The 1,976-nt window shown below is 73.7% G+C and carries 4 protein-coding genes; 1 reads left to right on the forward strand and 3 read right to left on the reverse strand.

Going from position 1 to position 1,976, the window contains the following annotated elements; translation table 11 throughout:
* Positions 1-207: Clp protease N-terminal domain-containing protein (locus DQW85_RS23740; RefSeq protein ID WP_205315356.1), on the reverse strand; the 207-nt coding region annotated here is incomplete at its 3' end.
* A gap of 49 nt (positions 208-256) precedes the next feature.
* Positions 257-469: a helix-turn-helix domain-containing protein gene (locus tag DQW85_RS23745; protein WP_113702282.1), complete on the reverse strand. Its 213-nt coding sequence runs from the start codon at positions 467-469 to the stop codon at positions 257-259.
* A 171-nt stretch (positions 470-640) separates the two neighbouring features.
* Between DQW85_RS23745 and DQW85_RS47055 the strand changes: the two genes are divergently transcribed.
* Entirely contained in the window at positions 641-1,582 is a 942-nt protein-coding gene (locus DQW85_RS47055; protein WP_240197384.1) for a DUF1707 SHOCT-like domain-containing protein, read from the forward strand.
* A 46-nt stretch (positions 1,583-1,628) separates the two neighbouring features.
* Here DQW85_RS47055 and DQW85_RS23755 read toward each other — a convergent pair.
* The coding region (locus tag DQW85_RS23755) for a CbiX/SirB N-terminal domain-containing protein (RefSeq protein ID WP_275888246.1) at positions 1,629-1,976 on the reverse strand (348 nt) is incomplete at its 5' end.

Below are 1,976 nucleotides of genomic sequence, written 5' to 3' on the forward strand. Positions count from 1 at the left end.
CCGGTCGACGGCCGCGGCGAACGCGTCGGGGTCCGCGCCGAGCCGCTCGAACGCGCGGCGCGCGGAACCGTCCGGCAGCGCCAGCGCCGACATCAGCAGGTGCTCCGGGCCGGGCACGCCCTCGCCGCGCTCCAGCGCCCGCTGCTCGGCGCCGGTGAGCAGAGCGTTGATGGTCTTGATGTCCCGCATGGGACGGCGGAGTCGCACTGGACTTCTCCTCGGCTGGAAGGGGTGGTGGAACGTGGGAAGGGGGCGGCTACTGGCGGCCCTTCCTGGGAGCGTGCCGGTGGTGCGCGGCCTGGCGGGTGATCCCCAGCGCCTGGGCCACCTGCGCCCAGGTCCAGCCCTGCTGGAGGGCTCGGGACACGGCGGCGCGCTCCAGGCGGTCGGCGAGTCGGCGCAGCGCCACGACCGCGGCCAGCGCGTCGGCGGGGTCATCGGGTCCGGGAATCTCGTAACGGTCAGCCACCCGTCAAACGTATTTGACAGAATTCGCAGCTGTCAAATCTGTTTACTTTCGTCCTTCGAACTGCCTAAGGCGGCAGGTGCTGTCAATGGAATGAGACGAAGCGAGGGTGGTGTAGGTGGGTTCCTCCTAAGGAAGGAGCCTTTTCGCCATGAAACGCGATATGTTGCGACTATGACTGACCCTGGTGGCGTCCGAGCCTCCGACGCCGAACGCGAAGCCGTCGTCGAACAGCTCCGCATCGCCTCGGTGGACGGCAGGCTGACCCTCGCCGAGCTGACCGACCGCACCGAGGCCGCCTACACCGCGACCACCCAGGCCGAACTGGCCCTCCTCACCCAGGACCTGCCCGCCTCCGGGCCCGCACCCGTCAGAGCCCCGGAGGGGCGCAAGCGGCGATGGTTCGTCGGCGTGCTGGGCGACAGCAAGCGGCGCGGCACGTGGCGGATCGACCAGGAGCTCGGCGCGGTGGCCGTGCTGGGCGACGTGGTGCTCGACCTCCGGGAGGCTGAGGTGCGTACCGACCGGGTCGACGTCATGGCCGTCTCGGTGCTGGGCGATGTGAAGATCATCGTGCCCGACGGCGTGCACGTGGACCTCGACGGGATGGCCGTCCTGGGCGACAAGCGGGTGGACGTGCAGGAGGCGGCGCCCGGCATGAACGTCCCGGTCGTCAGGGTGCGCGCGTACGCGGTCCTGGGCGACGTCAAGGTGGTCGGCGACTCGCGGGTCAAGCCCCTGAAGCGCCGCCTGGCGGCCTGGCGGGAGCACTGGCGTCAGCTACAGGACGGCACGCCCGCCGCCACGACGGGCGCTCCCGGCGCGGCGGCCATCACGGGCTGGAGCGGGTCGGGCCACGGCCTCCACGGCGGGTCGGGGCACGGCCTCCACGGCGGGTCCGGCCAGGGAGCCCCTGGCGGGTCCGGGCACGGCGTCGACGGCGGGTCCGTCCACGGTGCCCGTGATGGGTCCGGCCAGGGAGCCCCTGCCGGGCCCGGTCACAGCGTCCCTGGCGGGCCGGGTCACGCGGTCCCTGGCGGGCACGGTCCTGGCGGAGGCGGCGCAGGCCATGGCGGTCCTGGAGGCCATGGTGGTCCTGGAGGCCACGCCGGTTAGCGGTGGCGCGGTCGCCCGCGCTCCGGGCTGAGGTCCTGCGTCGGTCCTACGAGGCGGCCACCCCGGCAGGCGTCAGCAGGGCCGCCGTGTAGCGCTCCAGCAGCACCTGGACCAGCTCCGGAGCCGGGCCGAGCACGTCCGCGACCACGTCGGCGCCCGCCGCGAGGGTCGCCCGCCGTACCTTGTCGGAGAAGTAGCCCGGGGCCAGCAGGTAGGGCGCCACGACCACTCGTGGCGCGCCCGCCTCCCGCAGGAGGGCGACCGCCTCCTCGGGGGTCGGCGAGGCCGCCGACGCGTACGCCGCCGTCACCGCCCACCAGCCGGCGCGGCGGGCCCACTGCCTGGCCAGGGCCGTGACGACCGCGTTGGCCCGGGCGTCGCTCGACCCCGCGGA

Source organism: Nonomuraea lactucae (assembly GCF_003313395.1).
Lineage (GTDB): Bacteria > Actinomycetota > Actinomycetes > Streptosporangiales > Streptosporangiaceae > Nonomuraea > Nonomuraea lactucae.